The organism is Staphylococcus simulans (assembly GCF_002994445.1).
Classification (GTDB): domain Bacteria; phylum Bacillota; class Bacilli; order Staphylococcales; family Staphylococcaceae; genus Staphylococcus; species Staphylococcus simulans_B.
In genome coordinates, this window is record NZ_MRZJ01000004.1 from 25314 (window position 1) to 47866 (window position 22553).

General features: G+C 37.7%; 17 protein-coding genes, 2 pseudogenes and 1 riboswitch. Of the genes and pseudogenes, 15 read left to right on the forward strand and 4 right to left on the reverse strand.

Features of this window, described 5'->3' with window-relative positions; all coding sequences use genetic code 11:
- The first annotated feature begins 216 nt into the window (after positions 1 to 216).
- The 3 genes from C7N65_RS06555 to clpB all read left to right on the forward strand — a co-directional run bounded on the left by C7N65_RS06555 (position 217) and on the right by clpB (position 5535).
- Positions 217 to 525 (forward strand): metal-sulfur cluster assembly factor, encoded by a 309-nt coding sequence (locus tag C7N65_RS06555; protein WP_105993681.1) that lies wholly within the window; start codon positions 217 to 219, stop codon positions 523 to 525.
- Between the two features lie 310 nt (positions 526 to 835).
- The gene (locus C7N65_RS06560; RefSeq protein ID WP_105993682.1) at positions 836 to 2689 is read left to right on the forward strand and encodes an acyltransferase family protein; all 1854 of its coding nucleotides are present in this window, start codon (positions 836 to 838) and stop codon (positions 2687 to 2689) included.
- A gap of 239 nt (positions 2690 to 2928) precedes the next feature.
- The gene (gene clpB, locus C7N65_RS06565; protein ID WP_105993683.1) at positions 2929 to 5535 is read left to right on the forward strand and encodes an ATP-dependent chaperone ClpB; all 2607 of its coding nucleotides are present in this window, start codon (positions 2929 to 2931) and stop codon (positions 5533 to 5535) included.
- A 98-nt stretch (positions 5536 to 5633) separates the two neighbouring features.
- Here the strand turns inward: clpB and C7N65_RS06570 are convergent, their stop codons facing one another.
- Complete coding sequence (locus tag C7N65_RS06570; RefSeq protein WP_105993684.1) at positions 5634 to 5837, reverse strand: YjzD family protein; 204 nt, start codon at positions 5835 to 5837, stop codon at positions 5634 to 5636.
- Positions 5838 to 6095: 258 nt separating this feature from the next.
- Here C7N65_RS06570 and C7N65_RS06575 point away from each other — a divergent pair.
- The 3 genes and pseudogenes from C7N65_RS06575 (at position 6096) to C7N65_RS06585 (ending at position 9824) form a co-directional block, all read left to right on the forward strand.
- Positions 6096 to 7036 (forward strand): annotated as a pseudogene (locus tag C7N65_RS06575) (beta-ketoacyl-ACP synthase III).
- Positions 7037 to 7047: 11 nt separating this feature from the next.
- A complete protein-coding gene (gene fabF / locus C7N65_RS06580) occupies positions 7048 to 8292 on the forward strand; it encodes a beta-ketoacyl-ACP synthase II (protein ID WP_105993685.1) in 1245 nt (414 codons plus the stop codon).
- Positions 8293 to 8591: 299 nt separating this feature from the next.
- On the forward strand, positions 8592 to 9824 hold the full coding sequence (locus C7N65_RS06585) for an MFS transporter (protein WP_105993686.1): 1233 nt from the start codon (positions 8592 to 8594) through the stop codon (positions 9822 to 9824).
- A 57-nt stretch (positions 9825 to 9881) separates the two neighbouring features.
- On the opposite strand, the gene C7N65_RS06590 is transcribed toward C7N65_RS06585, so the two are convergent.
- On the reverse strand, positions 9882 to 10256 hold the full coding sequence (locus C7N65_RS06590; RefSeq protein WP_105993687.1) for a DUF3899 domain-containing protein: 375 nt from the start codon (positions 10254 to 10256) through the stop codon (positions 9882 to 9884).
- 284 nt (positions 10257 to 10540) lie between these two features.
- On the opposite strand from C7N65_RS06590, the gene opp3b reads away from it, so the two are divergent.
- The 8 genes and pseudogenes from opp3b to thiC all read left to right on the forward strand — a co-directional run.
- The gene (gene opp3b, locus C7N65_RS06595; protein WP_105993688.1) at positions 10541 to 11467 is read left to right on the forward strand and encodes an oligopeptide ABC transporter permease; all 927 of its coding nucleotides are present in this window, start codon (positions 10541 to 10543) and stop codon (positions 11465 to 11467) included.
- Positions 11467 to 12534: an oligopeptide ABC transporter permease gene (gene opp3C, locus C7N65_RS06600; protein ID WP_105993689.1), complete on the forward strand. Its 1068-nt coding sequence runs from the start codon at positions 11467 to 11469 to the stop codon at positions 12532 to 12534. The genes opp3b and opp3C overlap by 1 nt, the downstream gene beginning before the upstream one ends.
- Positions 12535 to 12549: 15 nt before the next feature.
- Positions 12550 to 13632, forward strand: a complete 1083-nt coding sequence (locus tag C7N65_RS06605) for an ABC transporter ATP-binding protein (RefSeq protein WP_105993690.1) — start codon at positions 12550 to 12552, stop codon at positions 13630 to 13632.
- The gene (locus C7N65_RS06610; RefSeq protein ID WP_105993691.1) at positions 13622 to 14665 is read left to right on the forward strand and encodes an ABC transporter ATP-binding protein; all 1044 of its coding nucleotides are present in this window, start codon (positions 13622 to 13624) and stop codon (positions 14663 to 14665) included. Before C7N65_RS06605 ends, C7N65_RS06610 begins: the two co-directional genes overlap by 11 nt.
- A gap of 13 nt (positions 14666 to 14678) precedes the next feature.
- Complete coding sequence (locus C7N65_RS06615) at positions 14679 to 16346, forward strand: peptide ABC transporter substrate-binding protein (protein WP_105993692.1); 1668 nt, start codon at positions 14679 to 14681, stop codon at positions 16344 to 16346.
- 169 nt (positions 16347 to 16515) lie between these two features.
- Positions 16516 to 17505: an MsnO8 family LLM class oxidoreductase gene (locus C7N65_RS06620; RefSeq protein WP_105993693.1), complete on the forward strand. Its 990-nt coding sequence runs from the start codon at positions 16516 to 16518 to the stop codon at positions 17503 to 17505.
- Between the two features lie 23 nt (positions 17506 to 17528).
- Positions 17529 to 18140 (forward strand): GNAT family N-acetyltransferase, encoded by a 612-nt coding sequence (locus tag C7N65_RS06625; protein ID WP_105993694.1) that lies wholly within the window; start codon positions 17529 to 17531, stop codon positions 18138 to 18140.
- Positions 18141 to 18230: 90 nt separating this feature from the next.
- A riboswitch (TPP riboswitch) is annotated at positions 18231 to 18330 on the forward strand.
- A gap of 159 nt (positions 18331 to 18489) precedes the next feature.
- A pseudogene (gene thiC / locus C7N65_RS06630) lies at positions 18490 to 20229 on the forward strand (phosphomethylpyrimidine synthase ThiC); the annotation flags it as partial.
- Between the two features lie 79 nt (positions 20230 to 20308).
- Here thiC and C7N65_RS06635 read toward each other — a convergent pair.
- The gene (locus C7N65_RS06635) at positions 20309 to 20599 is read right to left on the reverse strand and encodes a hypothetical protein (protein ID WP_105993696.1); all 291 of its coding nucleotides are present in this window, start codon (positions 20597 to 20599) and stop codon (positions 20309 to 20311) included.
- Positions 20600 to 20744: 145 nt separating this feature from the next.
- Positions 20745 to 21740, reverse strand: coding sequence for a tryptophan--tRNA ligase (gene trpS / locus C7N65_RS06640; protein WP_105993697.1), 996 nt, complete (start codon positions 21738 to 21740; stop codon positions 20745 to 20747).
- Positions 21741 to 22152: 412 nt separating this feature from the next.
- On the opposite strand from trpS, the gene spxA reads away from it, so the two are divergent.
- Positions 22153 to 22551, forward strand: a complete 399-nt coding sequence (spxA, locus tag C7N65_RS06645) for a transcriptional regulator SpxA (RefSeq protein ID WP_002481951.1) — start codon at positions 22153 to 22155, stop codon at positions 22549 to 22551.
- Positions 22552 to 22553: the final 2 nt, after the last annotated feature.

Sequence of the window (22553 nt, forward strand, 5' to 3'; positions counted from 1 at the left end):
GAAATTATAATCAAGCAACGTTGCAAAACGTCATAAACATAGAGCGATGCGAAGGCTGAATTGCCTTATACTTCCAAGCTCAGTTAAACAAAACATTGTTGCTGCTGATGGTAAGACTCATTAATTGAGTGTATTCCTATAATAGCATTTTATTGGAGTTTTGTCGGATATTTGATATATTGTTATTAATGATTATTGCTTAGAGAGGTGAATATAATGGAGGAAGCATTAAAAGATAATATTTTAGGTGCATTAGAAAACGTAATCGACCCTGAACTAGGCATTGATATCGTTAACTTAGGGTTAATCTATAAAGTTAATCTTGAAGATGACGGTTTATGTAAAGTTGAAATGACATTAACGTCAATGGGATGTCCTTTAGGACCGCAAATCATTGAACAAATTAAAATGGTGCTTGCGGAAATTCCTGAGATTCAAGATACAGAAGTTAATATCGTATGGAATCCGCCATGGAATAAAGACATGATGTCACGTTACGCTAAAATTGCATTAGGCGTGAGCTAAGGATTGCTATTGCGTAAGTGAGATAAATATACAGAAACGACTTATTTGTTTAAAGCGAAAAAAACAGCTGAAAACGATAGGTCGTTTCTTTTTATTTATAGTGGTATCAAGAAAAAAGTTCACAAAATTGTTACATTTGGTTGTGTGGCTCTTTCTAAATAAAAGAATTAATTACAAGAGCATAAAATATCTTGATATTGCAAGATTATTACATTATTATTACAATTGGTAAATAAGAAGTAAAAAAGCGGTACGAGTAGTGAACTGTACTGAGTAATGGAAATCTAATAATAGAAAGAAAGGTAAGTGCATGAGTAATTTGAAACGAAGTTCATCTAAGAACAGCACGACACCTGCGAAACCGAAAAAAATGAACTATATGCCTGGCCTTGATGGATTACGAGCTATAGCAGTCATCGGGATAATCATTTACCATTTGAACAAGCAATGGTTATCAGGCGGATTTCTTGGTGTAGATACGTTCTTTGTTATTTCAGGATATTTGATCACAAGTCTCTTATTAATTGAGTATAAGCAAACAGGTACAATCAGTTTAAAGCGTTTCTGGTATAGACGTGTAAAACGTCTGATTCCAGCTATGTTGTTTGTGGTGAGTGTCACAACAATATTAACGCTGCTGTTCCAACGAGAAGAAATTGTGAAAGTGAAACACGATGCGATTGCGGCCATTTTCTATGTATCTAACTGGTGGTATATCGCAAAAGATGTGAATTACTTTGATCAGTTTTCATTTGAACCTTTAAAACATTTATGGTCATTAGCGATTGAAGAGCAATTCTATTTGTTCTTCCCGTTAGTACTTATATTATTGTTGGCAAAAATCAAAAAACATAAACAAGTGGTATTAATCTTTTGGATTGTATCATTAGCATCATTATTAGCAATGGTTGTGATTGCACAACCCGGCATGAACTTCTCACGGGTTTATTTCGGTACGGATACACGTTTGCAGACATTGCTTTTGGGTGTTATTTTAGCATTCTTCTGGCCGCCGAACAGATTGAAAAAAGATCCGCCGCTTGCGGTACGTTCGGCAGTAGATATTATGGGAACGTTAGCTTTAATTATTCTGCTCGGTCTATTTGTAGTAGTTGAAGACCAAAGTTATTGGATTTACAACGGCGGATTCTATTTAATCTCAGGAATTACATTGTTCCTTATCGCAAGTGTTGTACATCCAAGCGGTTTATTAGCACGATTTATGGGCAACCCGGTATTTGTTTATATCGGACAGCGTTCATACAGTTTATATCTTTGGCATTTCCCAGTCACTGTCTTGATACATCGCCATTTTGTGGCAGGTCAAATTCCGACATGGGTATACATTGCAGACGTTCTGCTTACATTAGGTATGGCAGAGTTCTCTTATCGTTATGTTGAAACACCATTTAGAAAACAAGGCTTCAAAATGCTGTCATTGAAAGCAAAATCAAAACGTGTCTTGGTTCGCTGGATTTGCTTGCTGGTGATTACTATTCCATTTGCTGTTATATTGGCTGGAGTATTTGATCACTACGGCAAAGATAAAACAGAGGATAAAGCGACACAATTCAATACGAATGAAATCGATAAGTTTGTCGTGCGCCCAGTGCCTTATGGCAAAATGGACTTCCTCGGCAATGGCGGCGGCAAGCAGCAAGAAGAACAGCTTGATGTCTATACAGATGTCAAACCATTATTAATCGGTGATTCTGTAATGGTTGATATCGGCGAAAGATTTAAAGAACAAGTTCCGAATTCCGTGATTGACGGTAAAGTCGGACGTAATATGTTCCAAGCAAAACCGCTTATCAATGAAAAGTACAGTCACTATAATCAAAAAGGCGATAATGTCATTATTGAATTAGGTACAAACGGTGACTTTAATAAAGAACAATTAGATGATGTCATTGCTTCATTCGGCAAAGCTAATGTTTATTTAGTCAATACACGTGTACCGCGTTCATATGAAGGACATGTCAACCAATTGATGAAAGAAGCCGCAAAAGAACATAAAAATGTTAAGTTAGTCGATTGGTACAAACGCTCTGCAGGCCATTCTGAATACTTTGCACCAGATGGTATCCACTTAGAATATCCGGGTGTCAAAGCGTTATCAGATGAAATTATCAAAACAATGGGTCTGGATAAAAAAGAAAAATAATATTAAAACTACTGAAGTCGGGATCAGCACCTGACTTCAGTTTCTTTATATTTATTGGGTTAAGTATGTGAAAGTCAAAGATGTTATGACTAAGAGAAAAAGGGTAAAAAAAGTAGTGGTTTTAAAGCGTTATAAGTTGAAATCAAAAGCAAGAATGCTCTATACTAGGTATAAGGTCAAAGTAAGTCAAAGTCAAAAGAAAAACTTACTTAGCATACTGAGTAACAGAGGTGAAGTCAATGGATGCAAATAAGATGACCTATGCTGTGCAAGAAGCATTGCAACAGGCAATTCAGATTGCACAAGCACATGAACAGCAAAATGTGGAAATTGAAGCGGTACTGACTGCCGCATTAAAAGAACCAGAAAGTTTATTCAATAGCGTATTAGAACGTGCAAATATTGATACAGATGCTTTATCAAAAGCGTATGAAGATAAACTAAAACGTCACGCAACAGTGAAAGGCGATAATATTCAATATGGCCAATATATCGGCAGCAAAACAAACGAACTGTTTAATAAAGCAGAAGCGATTATGCAAGAATATGATGATGACTTCGTATCAATGGAGCATGTCTTATTAGCTGCTATCGCAGTCGATGATACAACTAAACAACATGTCGGCAACAAAGATGAAGTAATCAAAGAAATCATTAAGAAAATCAGAGGGGGAAATCACGTGACATCTCAAAACCCAGAAGCAAACTATGAAGCGCTTGAAAAATACGGTCGTGATTTAGTAGAAGAAGTCCGAAAAGGAAACATGGATCCTGTCATCGGACGTGACGAAGAAATTCGTAATACGATTCGTATTTTAAGCCGTAAAACTAAAAACAACCCAGTACTAATCGGTGAACCTGGTGTAGGTAAAACTGCTATTGTCGAAGGGTTGGCACAACGTATCGTAAAAAAAGACGTGCCGGAATCATTGCTAGATAAAACAATCTTTGAATTAGACTTAAGTGCACTTGTGGCAGGTGCGAAATATCGCGGTGAATTCGAAGAACGTTTAAAAGCGGTACTTAAAGAAATCAAAGATGCGGATGGCCGTATTATTCTCTTTATTGATGAAATTCATATGTTAGTCGGTGCCGGTAAAACAGACGGCGCGATGGACGCAGGCAACATGTTGAAACCTATGCTTGCACGTGGTGAATTGCATTGTATCGGTGCGACAACTTTAAATGAATATCGTGAATATATTGAAAAAGATTCCGCGTTAGAACGACGTTTCCAAAAAGTAGGTGTGTCTGAACCGGATGTTGAAGATACCATTTCAATTCTTCGCGGATTAAAAGAACGCTATGAAGTGTATCATGGTGTACGTATTCAAGACCGTGCGTTAGTCGCTGCAGCAGAACTTTCAGACCGCTATATTACAGATCGTTTCTTACCGGACAAAGCGATTGACTTGGTAGACCAAGCATGTGCAACAATTCGTACAGAAATGGGGTCTAATCCGACAGAACTTGACCAAGTGAACCGTCGAGTTATGCAGTTGGAAATCGAAGAAAATGCGTTGCAACATGAATCAGACAGTGTCAGCCAGCAACGCTTAAAAGAGCTGCAAGAAGAATTATCTAACGAAAAAGAAAAACAAGCAGCAATCCAATCACGTGTAGAACAAGAGAAAGAAAAAATCTCTAAACTCCAAGAAAAACGTGCAGAATTAGATGAAAGCCGTAAAGCATTAGAAGATGCTGAAAACAATTACAACTTAGAAAAAGCAGCTGAATTGCAACACGGTAAAATTCCTAAATTACAAAAAGAATTACGCGAATTAGAAGATGCTTTCCAAGATGAACAATCAGAAGACAGTGACCGTATTATCCGTGAAATTGTTACAGATGAAGAAATCGGAGATATTGTCAGTCAATGGACAGGTATCCCAGTGACTAAACTTGTAGAAAGCGAACGTGAAAAATTATTACACTTAGGCGATATCTTGCATGAAAGAGTTGTAGGACAAGATAAAGCAGTGGATTTAGTATCTGATGCAGTTATTCGTGCACGTGCAGGTATTAAAGACCCTAATCGTCCAATCGGAAGTTTCTTATTCTTAGGACCAACTGGTGTGGGTAAAACAGAATTAGCTAAAGCATTAGCTTCTTCATTATTTGATTCAGAGAAACACATGATTCGTATCGACATGAGTGAATATATGGAAAAACATTCAGTCTCTCGTTTAATCGGAGCGCCTCCAGGCTATGTAGGTCATGATGAAGGCGGACAATTGACAGAAGCGGTACGCCGCAATCCTTATTCAGTAATTCTTTTGGATGAAGTTGAAAAAGCACATTCAGATGTCTTTAACGTATTACTTCAATTGCTGGATGAAGGTCATTTAACAGACTCTAAAGGCCGCAATGTAGACTTCAAAAACACAATTATTATCATGACAAGCAACATCGGTTCTCAAATCTTGTTAGAACAAGTGAAAGAAACAGGTGTCATCACTGAATCAACAGAAAAAGCAGTGATGAACAGTTTAAATCAATACTTCAAACCAGAAATTCTGAACCGTATGGATGATATTGTATTATTCCGTCCATTATCTATTAATGATATGAGCATGATTGTAGATAAAATCTTAACAGAATTGAATATTCGATTATTAGATCAACGTATTTCAATCGAAGTATCAGATGCAGCGAAAAAATGGTTAGGCGAAGAAGCTTATGAACCACAATTCGGTGCACGACCATTAAAACGTTTCGTACAACGTCAAATCGAAACACCGCTTGCACGCATGATGATTAAAGAATCATTACCTGAAGGTACTACAATTACTATAGATTTAGATGATGACGGTTTGCAATTCAATGTTAAAGAAGCACAAATTTAATAAGCTATATCAAAGAACAGCCTTATCAGACGATAGGGCTGTTTATTTTTGGCAAAAGAAAAATCCAGCAATATATGCTGGATTGATCGCTCATAAAATTAATGATGGTTATCTTCCGATGCTGCAGATTGTTTAATCGGTTTCATAAGTGCATCTAAGATAACGACAACAATTGTAAAAATTACCGCTAATACTAATGGAAGAATCATATTTAACGGACCGCCGCCGGCTAAACTGTTTAATACGAAGTTAACCATTTCTAGCAGCAAAATAGACCAGAATAGTACCATAATGTATCTCATCTGTTGTGCCTCCATAAAATATCTTTACTTTAATTATAAATTAGAGCGGTCGCTTTGTATAGTGAAATCAGGAAATCGGTTACGATAGATACAGTGTTTGCTCCTAAAAATATCACATTTATTGTGATACGGACAATCAAATATTATAATAGGATAAGTAATTCCATAATGAATGATGATAAAGCACTTGTATTCAAAAAGTAGAATATGATAAATTAATACCTGGTATTAAAAATATTTTTAAGAAGGTGTAAAACCATGAATGTGGGTATTAAAGGTTTTGGGACTTATGTTCCAGAAAAAGTAGTAGACAATGCCTATTTTGAGTCTTTTTTAGAAACATCAGATGAATGGATTTCTAAAATGACTGGTATAAAAGAACGTAGATGGGCAAGCGAAGATCAAGAAACATCTGACCTTGCATATGAAGCTAGTGTAAAAGCAATTAAAGATGCAGGTATTGAACCTGAAGATATAGATATGGTTATTGTCGCAACTTCAACAGGAGACTATCCATTTCCTACTGTCGGCAATATGCTGCAAGAAAGATTGGGATTAGGTAAAGTTTCAACAATGGACCAATTAGCAGCATGTTCAGGATTTATGTATTCATTAATCACTGCAAAACAGTACATACAGTCAGGAGACTATCACAATATATTAGTAGTCGGCGTAGATAAACTTTCTAAGATTACGGATTTAACAGACCGTTCGACTGCCATTTTATTCGGTGATGGCGCTGGTGCTGCAGTAGTAGGCGAAGTATCTGAAGGACACGGTATTATCAGTTATGAAATGGGTTCTGACGGCAGAGGCGGAAATATTTATATTTAAATCCAGAGAACGGCAAGATCTTTATGAACGGCCGAGAAGTCTTTAAGTTTGCGGTTCGTATTATGCCGGAAGCATCTTTGAATGTCGTGAAAAAAGCAGGTATTACTCCGGATGACGTTGATATGTTCATTCCGCATCAAGCTAACATCAGAATTATGGAATCAGCTCGTGAACGCTTAGGCATTCCAAAAGAGAAAATGAGTGTTTCAGTAGATAGATTCGGTAATACTTCAGCGGCTTCTATTCCGTTAAGTATTGGACAAGAACTCGAAAACGGCAGAATTAAAGACGGCGACGTCTTAGTATTAGTCGGTTTCGGCGGCGGCCTGACTTGGGGCGCAATCACATTAAGATGGGGAAAATAGGAGGATAAGGTATGAGCAAAGAGCAACGCGTTGTAATTACAGGAGTTGGCGCATTATCTCCACTAGGTAATGATGCAAATACGTCATGGGAAAACGCTTTAAAAGGTGTTAATGGAATTGATGAGATCACTCGTATTGACACATCTGATTACAATGTACATTTAGGCGGAGAATTAAAAGACTTCAATATTGAAGATTATATTGATAGAAAAGAAGCACGTCGTATGGACCGTTTCACACAATATGCAGTCGTTGCTGCACGTGAAGCTGTTCAAGACGCAAAATTAGATATTGACGACACAAATGCGGATAGAATCGGTGTTTGGATCGGTTCAGGTATTGGCGGTATGGAAACATTCGAAGTTGCCCACAGTCAATTGCTTAACCGCGGACCACGTCGTGTCAGTCCTTTCTTCGTACCAATGTTGATTCCTGACATGGCAACTGGACAAGTATCTATTGATTTAGGTGCTAAAGGACCTAACGGTTCTACAGTTACAGCTTGTGCAACAGGTACTAACTCAATCGGAGAAGCTTTCAAAATCATCCAACGCGGTGATGCAGATGCGATGGTTACAGGCGGCAGTGAAGCACCGATTACACACATGGCAATTGCTGGATTCAGCGCAAGCCGTGCTTTATCTACAAATGATGATAAAGAAACAGCATGCCGACCATTCCAAGAAGGCCGTGACGGCTTTGTAATGGGTGAAGGTGCAGGTATTTTAGTGATTGAATCACTAGAATCCGCAAAAGCACGCGGTGCCAATATCTATGCGGAAATCGTAGGTTACGGTTCTACAGGCGACGCTTATCATATCACAGCACCAGCGCCAGAAGGCGAAGGCGGCTCTCGTGCAATGAAAGCAGCTATGGATGATGCAGGCATTGAACCAAAAGACGTTCAATACTTGAACGCGCATGGTACAAGTACACCTGTCGGCGACTTAAACGAAGTTTTAGCTATCAAAAATACATTTGGCGATGCAGCGAAAACTTTAAAAGTCAGCTCAACAAAATCAATGACAGGTCATTTATTAGGTGCAACAGGCGGTTTAGAAGCTATCTTCTCAGCACTTTCTATCCGCGATAGCAAAGTCGCACCGACAATTCATGCCGTAACACCAGACCCTGAATGTGATTTAGACTTCGTACCAAACGAAGCGCAAGATCTAGAAATCACATATGCTATGAGCAACAGCTTAGGTTTCGGCGGTCATAATGCGGTATTAGTATTGAAAAAATTCGAAGACTAATATATATATTTAATCATTTTTCAAAGCGTTTGAAGCTCTAAAATAGTGTTTCAAACGCTTTTTTCAGCTTTATTTTGTCCTTCTCAGATGTACAATAGCCCTCAGGGAAAATAAAAATGTGGTATACTTTGAGAAATTCAGCAGGAAATTACATGGGTTTTTTAGAAAATAAGAGGTAAATATTTCGAGTTTCTTCTATATAATAGTAGGGGGAATTTTACGAGGTCATAATTTGTTATTTTAGTTAAGAAATAATCGTGTATAATGTAAATTATTCTGTCAGATAAAAGGAGAAGCCTATGCATCAATTTAAACAACTCTCTTCAACATTGAAGGCAAGAATATTCTGCGACTTTATTTTCACAGTGACCTCTTCTGCAATATTACCGTTCATGGCGTTGTATTTAACAACCATGGTCAATGCGGTGTTTGCGGGAACCTTTTTAATTACGACGATTATTGCCGGGTTCTTTCTAGCATTTTTAGGCGGTTATATTTCAGATCATTTTGAACGTAAAAAGACAATCAGCTGGATTCATTTGGTTTTAGTCATTGCACTTTTGGTCATGTTGGTGACGATAAATCAGCATCAGTTAGGACTAGTGCTTTTTTGTATCGCATTCTTTGTATATGAATTATTGATGTCATTAGAATCACCTGTATTTGAAGCAGCAATCATGGATGCTATCCCTATTGATTTGAGAGACTATATCTTCAGACTCTTTTACTGGATCAGCAATGTGGCCATGGCGTTAGGTATGCTTTTAGGTGCGTTATTATATGAAGAACATCGTCATCTGCTGCTAGGGTTGTTGCTGGTTTCAACATTATTGAGCTGGGGTGCGTTTATCTTTTTCTATGACGTACAGCAAAAATATGCAGCGCATCATGCTTCATTAGACTCAGTCGTAAAGAAATTTGCGAAAGGTTATTTGAATGTATTTAAAGACAAATCGTATATGATGCTGATGATAGGTTTTGCTTTTGTTTTCATGGCAGAAGCTTCATTAGACTCTTATGTAATTGTCCGTCTGAAAGAGACATTTGTTCCTGTAGAAATACTCGGTATTGAAATCAGCAGTGTTCGTATTTTTACTTTAATCATGATTGTGAATACGATTACGGTTGTGTTGTTGACTTTCAAAGTGAATGCATGGGTGGAACGTTATTCTAAACGCGGTATTTTTATTGCGGGTATTATTTTGTATACCGCAGGTTATGCTTGGCTGACTTCATCGAATGATTTACTTTGGATTTTGGTGTTTGCCTTTATTGCGACTTTAGGGGAGCTGGTGTATTCGCCGATTTACAATGCAGAGCGCTTTAAAATGACACCTGAAGACCAAAGAGGTGTCTATGCTTCAGTAAGCGGACTCTCTATAAGGAGTTCAAACATACTGGCGAGATTCGGTTTGATTCTAGGTGCTTTCTTAACTCCTTGGATGATGTCTGTATTTACCGGGGTTGTTATACTGGTCGGATTTATATTTATGTATATCGTATTGTTTCAAAAGCAAGCAGCAAAACAATAAAATATAAGCAACAAAATAAAGCGCTGGAGTATTGAACTCCAGCGCTTTAAAAATAAGTTAAAACGTAAAGATGGCTAATAAAGATAAAATAACAAAGATGACATTGACGAGTGTCATATAAACTGTCCACTTTTCTACGATGTATACGTCTCGTTTAACTTTTTTAGGGTTGATGAATTCATCATCGACATGTGCTTTACGATGTTTAGCACTCGACATTTGATAACGGATGCGTCTGAATCCATAGCTTGTCGCATCAAAGATACCGTCTTGAACCAGTACGAAGACAAAGCCTGTAATAAACAGCAGCATGCTGACTACAAAAAAGACATCCACAAAGCCGCTCCAAGTATGTTCTCTGAAAAACCAAATGACCAAGCTTAAAAGGGGAGAAAAGAGTACCCAAAAAAGCCACTGAAAATGTTTACGCATTACACTATACTCCTTTAATACATTAAAATTATAAAGTAATTTACTGCTATAATTTAAACATAACTATAAAGTTTTTTTCATAGAAATACAGGATTATGAAATCTTTTCAAAACCTTGATACTTCAACTTTTATTATACATGTATAGCGGAACATTTTGTTATAACATTATAATTATTCAAAAAATTGTGTTGATTTTAAATGTAAACTACCGATATACTAATATTAAAATATTTCTGATAATTAGAAGGGAATGTTTAATTTGTATTTATAAGGGGGATTGTCAATGCTTAGATATATACTCAAGCGTTTTGGGTACATGCTTGTTTCTCTATTCATTATCATGACCATCACTTTCTTCTTAATGAAATTGATGCCGGGTTCACCGTTTAATGATGCGAAACTGAGCGCAGACCAAAAGGAGATTTTGAACGAAACTTATGGTTTGAATGATCCGGTCATAGTGCAATATCTGCATTACCTTAAAAACGTTGTCACAGGAGACTTTGGGGTGTCATTCCAATATCATAACCAGCCTGTGTGGGATTTAATTCAGCCGAGATTGATTCCATCGATGGAGATGGGCTTTGCGGCAATGGTTATCGGTATTATTCTAGGTTTGATTTTAGGGGTTGCGGCAGCAACTAAACAAAATACATGGGTGGACTATTCAGCAACTGTAATTTCAGTTATCGCAGTTTCAGTACCATCATTCGTATTAGCAGTATTATTACAATATGTTTTCTCTGTAAGATTAAGATGGTTCCCGGTAGCTGGTTGGGAAGGTATTTCCACAGCAGTCTTACCGTCACTCGCACTTTCAGCAGGAGTACTTGCGACAGTCGCACGATACATACGAGCGGAAATGATCGAAGTGCTGAGTTCGGATTACATCTTGCTTGCAAGAGCTAAAGGGAATTCGATGATGCGTGTATTATTCGGACATGCATTACGAAACGCGTTAATTCCAGTTATCACTATCATCGTACCGATGTTAGCGGGGATTTTAACTGGTACATTAACAATTGAAAATATTTTCGGGGTTCCAGGACTAGGGGATCAATTCGTAAGATCGATTCAAACGAATGACTTCTCTGTCATTATGGCAACCACACTTTTATTCAGTACGTTATTCATCGTATCGATTTTCATTGTAGATATTCTCTACGGTATTATCGATCCGCGTATTAGAGTACAAGGAGGTAAGAAATAATGGCAGATAAACGAGACCAGCTGCATGGAGAAGATTATTCTAATGCGGCACTTACACATACAACAGATGGGGAAAATGCGCCGAACTTTATCTTAGCTGAACAAGATATCGAAAGAGAACCTGAGATTCAGCGTGAAAGTAAGAACTTCTGGCAAGATGCTTGGAGTCAGTTGCGACGCAATAAATTAGCAGTTATCGGAATGATCGGTTTGATTTTGATTATCATCATGGCATTGTTAGGGCCAATGATGAGTGGTCATGATTATGCTGAACAAGATGTCGACAGACGTAACCTGCCTGCTAAGATTCCTGTGCTCGATAAAATTCCGTTTTTGCCATTTGATGGACAAGGTGCAGATGGCACGGATGCTTATAAAGATGCAGGGGTTAAAGAGAATTTCTGGTTTGGGACAGACCAACTAGGACGTGACTTATGGTCGCGTACTTGGCAAGGTGCACAAGTTTCATTATTCATCGGGGTTGTTGCAGCAGCACTCGATATCTTTATCGGTGTAGTTTATGGTGCGATATCCGGATTCTTCGGCGGACGTGTCGACAACGTCATGCAGCGGATTATTGAAATTATTGCCTCGATTCCGAACTTGATTGTCGTAATTTTATTCGTATTGATTTTTGAACCATCGATTTGGACGATTATTTTAGCGATGGCGATTACTGGATGGATCGGGATGAGCCGTGTGGTACGCGGAGAGTTCTTAAAATTAAAAGGGCAAGAGTTCGTACTTGCTTCTCGTACATTAGGCGCTTCTAAATGGAAATTAATTTTCCGTCATATCTTACCGAACACGCTTGGCGCGATTGTTGTAACTTCAATGTTCACAGTACCAAGTGCTATCTTCTTCGAAGCATTCTTAAGCTTCATCGGTATTGGTGTACCGGCACCTAAAACTTCTTTAGGTTCGCTTGTAAATGACGGACGTGCCATGTTATTGATTCATCCGCACGAACTATTCATACCAGCAGTTGTATTAAGTTTATTAATCTTATTCTTCTACTTATTCAGTGATGGATTACGTGATGCATTCGATCCGAAAATGCGTAAATAAAGGGAGGCAAAAGGTATGTCAGATAAAATATTAGAAGTAAACAACTTGCATGTCTCCTTTGATATTGATGCAGGAGAAGTGCAGGCAGTGCGCGGTGTTGATTTTTATTTAAGAAAAGGAGAAACACTTGCCATTGTAGGAGAGTCAGGTTCTGGTAAGTCAGTGACTACAAAAGCGCTGACAAAGCTCTTCCAAGGAGATGCAGGACGTATCAAAAAAGGAGAAATCTTGTTCCTTGGCGAAGACTTAGCACAGAAATCTGAAAAAGAATTAATCAAATTAAGAGGGAAAGATATTTCTATGATTTTCCAAGATCCGATGACATCTTTGAATCCAACGATGCAAATCGGCAAACAAGTCATGGAACCTCTGATTAAACATAGAAATTACAGTAAATCACAAGCGAAAAAACGCGCTTTAGAGATTTTAGAAATGGTAGGCTTGCCGAATGCGAAAGAACGTTTTAAAGCGTATCCGCACCAATTCTCAGGCGGGCAAAGACAGCGTATTGTCATTGCGACAGCACTTGCATGCGAACCGAAAGTATTGATTGCGGATGAACCGACAACAGCACTTGACGTAACGATGCAAGCACAAATCTTAGACTTGATGAAAAGATTGCAGAAAAAGATTGATACATCGATTATTTTCATTACGCACGACTTAGGGGTAGTCGCTAATATAGCGGACCGTGTAGCAGTGATGTACGGCGGTCAAATGATTGAAAGAGGAGAAATCGATGAAATCTTCTATGATCCGCAGCATCCATATACTTGGGGCTTGCTGTCATCAATGCCTGATTTAGAAACTGGCAATGATATTGAATTAACAGCGATTCCAGGAACACCGCCGGATTTATTGCATCCGCCGAAAGGAGACGCTTTCGCACCAAGAAGCCAATACGCTTTAGATATTGATTTCAAAGAAGAGCCGCCTTGGTTCAAAGTTTCACCTACACACTTTGTAAAATCATGGTTGTTAGATGAACGTGCACCGAAAGTTGAACCGCCATTGCTGGTTCAGCAGCGTCAAAGAAAACTGGCTAATAAGTTCGATAAGCCGCAACGACAAAAGGGGGTGGCGTTCAATGAAGGATAATCACAAGCAGCAATTTACAGAATCAGAAACAGCGCTTAACCAGCAAGAAGAAGCAAAACATGAACAAGCAGCGCTTCAAGCACAACGCAATGAATCGCCGTCACAAGATGTATTGTTAGAAGTTAAAAATCTAAAACAGTATTTCAATGTCGGCAAACGTAATGAAGTACGTGCAGTCGAAGATATTTCATTTAAAATTTTCAAAGGGGAAACATTCGGTTTAGTAGGCGAATCAGGTTGCGGAAAATCGACAACCGGCAAAGCTTTAATCAAACTGAATGATGCAACAGCAGGAGAAGTATATTACGAAGGGGTTAATATACAAGATATTAAAAAACGAAAAGATATGCTGAAATTCAATAAGAAAATCCAAATGATTTTCCAAGATCCGTACGCTTCATTGAACCCAAGATTGAAAGTCATGGATATTATTGCTGAAGGTATTGATATTCATAAACTAGCAAAAAATACGAGAGAACGTAAAAAGCGTGTTTACGACTTGTTAGAAACAGTAGGGCTGAACAAAGAACATGCCAATCGTTATCCGCATGAATTCTCTGGCGGACAAAGACAACGTATCGGTATTGCTCGTGCATTGGCTGTAGAACCAGAATTCATCATTGCTGATGAACCTATCTCAGCATTAGACGTTTCGATTCAAGCACAAGTCGTCAACTTATTGTTGAAACTGCAGCGCGAAAAGGGGATTACGTTCTTATTCATCGCCCATGACTTATCTATGGTGAAATACATTTCAGACAGAATTGCAGTAATGCATTTCGGTAAAATCGTAGAATTAGGTACGGCGGATGAAATCTATAACCATCCTTTACATCCGTACACACAATCTTTGTTATCTGCAGTACCGCAGCCAGATCCTGAAAGCGAACGTACAAGAACACGTCTGACTTATAAAGAAGATAAAGAGAAAGACAAGGGACGTACGCTGCAAGAAGTCAGTGCTGGACATTATGTCTTTGTGACAGATGAAGAAGCAGAAGAATTAAGACAAAGATTACAACAAACGGTGTAAGGGGGATAAAGCGATGAAGAAAAAATTAATTTCATTTGCTATGACTTTGATTATCGCAGCCCTTGTACTTAGTGGTTGCAGTCAAGGCGGCGGTATTTATGATGGCAAGGGACAAGTTTACCGTTCTGTATTAGCACAAGATATGAGTACGTTGGATAGTGTACTTGCAACAGATACAGTATCATTTAATATTTATAACCAAGTTTATGAAGGTTTATATTCATTAGATGATGACGACCAAGCGATTCCGGCGATTGCCAAAGGCATGCCTAAGAAAAGCGATGGCGGTAAAACATTAACAATCAAAATGCGTAAAAATGCGAAGTGGTCAAACGGCGACCCTGTCACAGCGCATGACTTCGTATTTGCTTGGCAAAAAGCATTGAAGCCGGAAACAGCTTCTGAATATGCATACATTATGTACGATATGAAAAACGCGCAAAAAATCAACGAAGGTAAGCTGCCAGCAAGTAAATTAGGTGTGAAAGCACTGGATGACTACACACTTCAAATTAAGCTGAACAAGCCATTACCTTACTTTGATCAAATGCTCGCATTCGGAACATATATGCCGCAAAATGAAAAAGTAGCAAAAAAATATGGTAAAAAGTATGGGACAACTGCAGATAAAGCAGTTTACAACGGACCATTCGAATTAACAGATTGGAAAGTTGAAGACAAAATTCTTATGAAAAAGAACCCGAAATATTGGGACAAAAAAGCTGTTAAATTAGATAAAGTCAGCTACAAAGTGTTAAAAGACCAACAAGCAGGTGCATCTTTATATGATACAGGTTCTGTCGATAATGCAGGGATTACATCAGAACAAGTAGAGAAATATAAAGACAGTCCAGCATTGTTCAAACGCTTGAAAGCATCTACTTTCTTCTTGAAATTAAATCAAAAAGAACAAAAAGAATTCCAAAACAAAGATATGCGTTACGCTATAGCCCAATCTATAGATAAAAAAGCATATGTCGATAATGTGTTAGGCGATGGTTCAAAACCATTTGATGGCTTTACATCGAAGAAAACAGCAATCTTGCCTGATGGCAAAGATTACGCTGATATGGTTGAATCACCATTGAAATATAATCCGAAAGAAGCGAAAGCACATTTGGATAAAGCCAAAAAAGCACTTGGCAAAAATGAATTTACATTCACATTAAATACAGAAGATACCCCAAGTTCAAAAATTTCAGCCCAATTCATCAAATCACAAATTGAAAAGAACTTGCCAGGTGTGAATGTAAATATTAAACAATTACCGTTCAAACAAAGGGTAACAGCAGAATTAACAATGAACTACTCTATGTCTTTATCTGGTTGGGGACCTGACTATCCAGACCCAATGACGTATTTAGATACGATGACAACAGATAATGCTCAAAACAACACAGACTGGAGCAGCAAAAAGTTCGATAGTATGTTAAAAGAAGCGAACGGTTCATTATTAAAACAACCAAAAAAACGTATCGATCATTTGAAAGATGCGGAAGAACTGATGTTAAGCGAAGCACCAGTCGCACCGATTTATCAGCAAGGTGCAGCAAGTTTGCGCAACCCTCAGCTGAAAGGTATTGTTTACCATGAAATCGGTGGAGAAACAACCTTGAAACATGCTTATATCGACAAGAGTATCGATAGAGAAACAGGCAAGAAAAAGAAAGATAAAGAGTAATCAACAAAGGGATAAATTTTTCACAAAATAAGGGGATTTAAATATCAAAAACACGGTCGGTTTCGGCCGTGTTTTCTTTTTGCTGTAATTACGGTGAAATCATAGTTTTTGACTTTCTCATCTTTGAGCCATAGCATGAATTTAAGAGCAGAGAATAGGAGAGGGTTAAATGCTGCCGGTGAGTATACTAGATCAAACACCTATTACAAAAAAGCAAACTTCAAAGGAAGCACTGCGTCAGACGGTAGAATTGGCACAACTTGCAGACGAATTAGGATATACCCGCTATTTAGTCGCAGAACATCATAATTTAAATGATGTCATCGGAACATCGCCAGAAATTTTGACGATGCATTTATTGAATCAGACAAAGCGCATGCGCATTGGATCAGGCGGTGTCATGCTGATGCATTATCATCCGTTGAAGGTGATAGAACAATTCCATTTGATTGATGAATTATCAAATCATCGTGCAGATTTAGCGGTGGGTAAAGCACCTGGCGGGTTCCCGAAAGTGACAGGTATATTAAAAGAAGACTTAAAAGAGAATGGACTTTCGTTTAATGAAAAGTTTGAGATTTTAAGAGGACTGAATACACAAAATTTCGATGCTGAATCAAAATATAATGGACTTAAAACAGCTAAAAGAGACAGTACCCATCCAAGTGTTCCGATTTATTTGCTTGGGACGAGTTTAAATGCTGCGATTCAAGCAGCAGAAGCCAAAGTTGGTATTATATATGCATTTTTTATTAATTCGAGCCAAGAAGATTTAGAAGAAGCATTAAAAGCTTATAAATCTCGCTATCCTGAAGGAAGATTTATTGTCAGCGTACCTGTTATGATTACTACGAGAGACGGCAATCAATTACCGTTTCGCTTTTCTCAAAGACATTATGAACTGATTTCAGAAGATGGCAGACGTACGGTTTTGAATACAAAAGCACAAGTCGATGCGTATATTTCTGAAAGCAATGAAAAATTTGACGTTGTTGAGAAACGTATGCATATTATGAGCGGAAATAAGGAAGAAGTAGTTAGTAAATTAGATGAAATTAATCGAAGCGGACTTATAGATGAATGGATGCTGCACATGCCGATTCCAAATCATAAGTTGAGAATGAACACAGTTAGACAATTAGCACCCGAGCACGTTTGATAGAAACAAAGGAGATTTTTAACGTGAACAACGCAATACAAATTACATCTGCAAGACCGGAATTTAAAGATGCGGGCGCATTGAACTACATCGCTATAGGCAATTTATGCCATGTGATGGTAGGGAGCGATAATCAAGGTGTGATCGAACACTATATGCAAAAGCTTTACCAAATGAGAAAGAATCGCTTTAGTTACGAGCATACACTTGCTGCGATGATTGATGGACAGGTAGCAGGACTCATCACATGTATGCCGTATCGGGAATTAGAAAAAGCATTAGTGCCGACGGTAGTGGAGATTATAGCATTGAAGCGGATATTTGTCGTACCGCAGTTGATGATATATTACAAATCTATTTTCTCTTTAATCAACTTGAAAGAAGCAGAAGAAGATGAGTATCATATTTCTATGTTGTCTGTATCTTCAGATTTTCAACGTCGCGGCGTAGGTCAAACGCTGTTGCAAGCAGCTGAAAACATAGCGAGAGAAAAAGGGTTTGATAAAATTTCGCTGACGGTCAATCAATACAATGACAAAGCGAATGCTTTATATGAAAAGTTAGGCTATGAAAAGGTCGGGGAGACGACAGTAGTCAGAGTAACTTTGAATAAAATGAGAAAATATTTAAACTGAAATTCTACAATAAAAGGTGTTTAATACAATCTATCTCATTGACTTGTATATTAGATTGTTGAGTGTTAGTATAAAAATGTAAATTAAATATTTCATTGCTAGGGGTGCCCTATAGGCTGAAAGATATACAAATCAACCCTTTGAACCTGATCTAGTTAGTACTAGCGTAGGGAAGCGTACATAGACGATTAAGTAATCAAACGAATAAATACAAACATGCATGGTGTATGTTTGTATCAAGTTCAGTATGTATAAATCTTTGCGCATTCATAAATTTATGAATGCGTTTTCTTATTTGTCGTGTCTTGAGGTATACCTCCTAGCATTGAAGCAGGGAGGATTAATTTTTATGAAACAAGAAGCCATTGAATTAAAAAAAGGTTTTCCAGCAAGTAAACGTGTATTTAAGCAAGGGGCAGATGAAGATATTCGTGTGCCTTTCAGAGAAATCGAATTAAGCGATACAGTAACAGAGTACAGCACACAAAAGAATGCGCCATTAACGGTTTATGACACAGCAGGTGTTTATCATGAAGAAGGTTATGAAGTAGATGTGCAAAAAGGAATTCCTAAATTACGTACCGACTGGATTGATGCACGTGACGATATAGAAGCTTATGAAGGACGTAAAGTACAGTCGATTGATAACGGCTTTAAAAAAGAAGGTCATCATAAATTTGTGGAAACACCTTTCAATTATCAGCCTAAACGTGCAAAAGAAGGCAAACGCATTACACAAATGCACTATGCGAAACAGGGTATCATCACAAAAGAAATGAAATTCGTAGCAGTTCGTGAAGGGGTAGAACCAGAATTTGTCAGAGATGAAGTTGCAAGAGGACGCGCGATTATTCCAAATAACGTCAACCACCCTGAATCAGAACCGATGATTATCGGTAAAAATTTCCAAGTGAAAATCAATGCGAACATCGGAAACTCAGCAGTGTCGTCATCCATTGAAGCAGAAATCGAAAAATTAGTGTGGGCGACACACTGGGGTGCAGATACAATTATGGATTTATCAACAGGTAAAAATATTCATGCGACACGCGAATATTTATTAAGAAACTCACCAGTTCCTGTCGGTACTGTACCGATTTATCAAGCGTTAGAAAAAGTGAATGGTGTTGCTGAAGATTTAACTTGGGAAATTTATCGCGACACTTTAATCGAACAAGCTGAACAAGGTGTCGATTACTTTACGATTCACGCAGGTGTCTTGCTTCGCTATGTACCGTTAACAGTTAATCGTTTAACAGGTATTGTCTCGCGCGGCGGATCAATCATGGCGCAATGGTGTTTAGCACATCATGAAGAAAGCTTCTTATACGAACACTTTGATGATATTTGTGCCATTTTAAATCAATACGATATCGCAGTATCATTAGGAGACGGTTTACGCTCTGGTTCTATTTATGATGCGAATGATGAAAGCCAATTTTCTGAATTGAAAACATTAGGCGAATTGACTGATATTGCATGGAAACACGATGTTCAAGTTATGATTGAAGGACCAGGACATATCCCAATGCATAAAATTAAAGAGAACCAAGATTTAGCAGATTTCTATTGTAAAGAAGCACCATTCTATACATTAGGACCGCTTACAACTGATATCGCGCCTGCATACGACCACATTACTTCAGCTATCGGTGCAGCACAAATAGCAAGCTACGGAACAGCTATGTTATGTTACGTGACACCTAAAGAACACTTAGGTTTGCCGAATAAAGACGATGTACGAGAAGGTGTTATCACTTATAAAATCGCAGCACACGCAGCAGACCTTTCTAAAGGCCTACCAGGTGCTTCTGATCGTGATGATGCAATTAGTAAAGCACGTTTTGAATTCCGCTGGATCGACCAATTCAATCTATCACTAGACCCTGAACGTGCGCGTGAATATCATGATGAAACTTTACCGAAAGAAGCAGCAAAAGTTGCACACTTCTGCAGTATGTGCGGCCCTAAATTCTGTTCAATGCGTATTTCTCATGATTTGCGTCAAAATCATTTTGATGAACAAGAAAGACAAGAAGCGATGAAAGAAAAAGCAAAAGACTTTGTAGAACAAGGCAGTCATATTTATCAACAAACTGACAATATAAGTCTAAAATCAATGAAAGCCGGTATTTGCTCAATTAGGGCAGATACCGGCTTGTTTTTAGTTACTTTATAGTATGAAATACAGCGATAAACAATGTACCAAGATAAAAAGTTAAACTCGCATAAATCCAAAAGTAGTTTGTTCCTTTGGATTTGGCACGTTCTTGTGCGTTATGAAACAAGGGAAAATTACCGTTAAAGAAAATAGATCTGCCGACAAAGAAGGCAAAGATAATGAAAGAGCCGACAAATAAAATGATATTGATTGCTGGGTTGTAATGTACAAACAGACTGTAAATGACATAAAGCGTTGCTGCAATACAAGCAATCGTACGAATGATAGCAGATAGCATAGGAAGCACCTCACATTTATTATATACATTCATTATATAGTATTTAATGTGTTAAAGGTATAGAAATTAAAATGGTGTAATGTTTTAAAAAAGATAAAGAAAACCGTATATCCTCAGAAGAGAATATACGGTAGATGTGTGTTGATTATCTTTTACGTTTACGTCCTAAGCCCATCGCATTTTCCATTTTTTGTAATGTGCGTGAAGAAGCTTTGATTGCTTTGTCGCGTCCAAGGTCTAAGATTTCATCAAGTTTATCTGATTGATAATAGTCATTATAGCGTTCTTGGAATTCTGTTAAGAAGTTTTTAACAACTTCGGCCAAGTCGCCTTTGAAATCACCATAGCCTTTACCTTCATAGCGTTGTTCAAGTTCTGCGAATGATTCGTCAGTCAAGCTTGAATAGATAGAGAGAAGGTTGCTGATACCTGGTTTGTTATCTTTATCATATTTAATGATACCGTCTGAGTCAGTGACAGCACTTTTAATTTTTTTAGCTGCTGTATTAGGGTTATCTAATAAAGAAATGAAGTTTTTAGCGTTATCATCGCTTTTACTCATTTTTTTAGTAGGATCTTGAAGACTCATGACACGGCCGCCGATTTTCGGCATGCGTACTTCTGGTTTTACAAGTACGTCATTGTAGCGGCTGTTGAAGCGGTCTACAAGATTACGAGTTAATTCAAGATGCTGCTTTTGGTCTTCTCCGACAGGCACGATGTTGGTATTGTATAGTACAATATCAGCTGCCATTAATGGCGGATAAGTTAAAAGTCCTGCAGGAATACCTTCTGTTTGTTTAGAAGATTTATCTTTGAATTGTGTCATACGTTCTAGTTCGCCTACAGAAGAAATTGTTGTCAGCATCCATCCGGCTTGGACGTGTGCAGGAACCTCTGATTGAATAAATAAAGTTGATTTTTCTGGGTCGATTCCTGATGCTAAGTAAATTGCAGCTAATTGACGGATACGTTCGCGCAATTTTAATCTGTCCTGCGGTACTGTAATTGCGTGTTGATCTACGATGCAAAAGAAACAATTATAGTCGTCTTGTACTTCACTGAATTGTTTTAGCGCACCGATATAGTTGCCTAAAGTTGGAATTCCGCTCGGTTGAATTCCTGAGAATAGAGTTTCCATTTATGATGCCCACTTTCTTACGATAATGTAGTAATAGTTTTATTATAGCAGTATTTTAATTGTTTGTAATGTGTGTTAAAATATATACGTAGCTAATTTTTTAACATATCGTAAGCGTAGCAATTTTTCTTAAAAGTTTGAACAAAAGACGTTGTTTTGGGGGCTCAAATTTGAGAATTCGGTATGTTTGAAATTTTCTATTAATATCCCTGTTTTTCTCATTTAATTTTAATGTTGAAGGGGTATACTATAATCATAGAGTTAAGAGAGAAGAATTTGAGCGTTGATCATAGATAAAACATTTTATTGTTTAGACATAGATGAGTATAGCGTTTTGATTTTAAGTAAATTTTCTTAACTGAAACTACAAAATCAATGAATAAAATTCATGATAAATAGGAGAGTGAGATGTATGGTAACACTATTCACATCACCAAGCTGCACATCTTGCCGTAAAGCGAAAGCATGGTTACAAGAACATGACATTCCGTATACGGAGCGTAACATTTTTTCAGAACATTTAACAATTGATGAAATTAAACAAATCTTAAAAATGACAGAAGACGGAACAGACGAAATTATTTCAACACGTTCTAAAACATATCAAAAATTAAACGTGGATATTGATTCATTACCACTACAAGAATTATATACAATCATCCAAGATAACCCAGGCTTATTACGCCGTCCGATTATCTTAGATGAAAAACGTTTGCAAGTTGGTTACAACGAAGATGAAATTCGTCGTTTCTTACCAAGAAAAGTGCGTACGTTCCAATTACAAGAAGCACAACGTATGGTAGATTTATAAGA